Here is a 255-nt window from a genome sequence, read left to right as displayed (position 1 = left end):
CCAAGGCTAAATACTCCCTAGTGACCGATAGTGAACCAGTACCGTGAGGGAAAGGTGAAAAGCACCCCGGAAGGGGAGTGAAAGAGATCCTGAAACCGTGTGCCTACAAGTAGTCAGAGCCCGTTAACGGGTGATGGCGTGCCTTTTGTAGAATGAACCGGCGAGTTACGATCCCGTGCAAGGTTAAGCAGAAGATGCGGAGCCGCAGCGAAAGCGAGTCTGAATAGGGCGCATGAGTACGTGGTCGTAGACCCG

1 rRNA gene is annotated in these 255 nt (G+C 54.1%); it reads left to right on the top strand.

Annotated features, from left to right (window positions below):
• Positions 1–255, top strand: a 23S ribosomal RNA gene (locus WA325_RS21315); the annotation flags it as partial.

Origin of the sequence: Bacillus sp. 205(2023) (assembly GCF_037027485.1) — a bacterium.
GTDB lineage: Bacteria > Bacillota > Bacilli > Bacillales > Bacillaceae > Bacillus > Bacillus halotolerans.
This window is presented reverse-complemented; position numbering and strand designations above follow the sequence as displayed.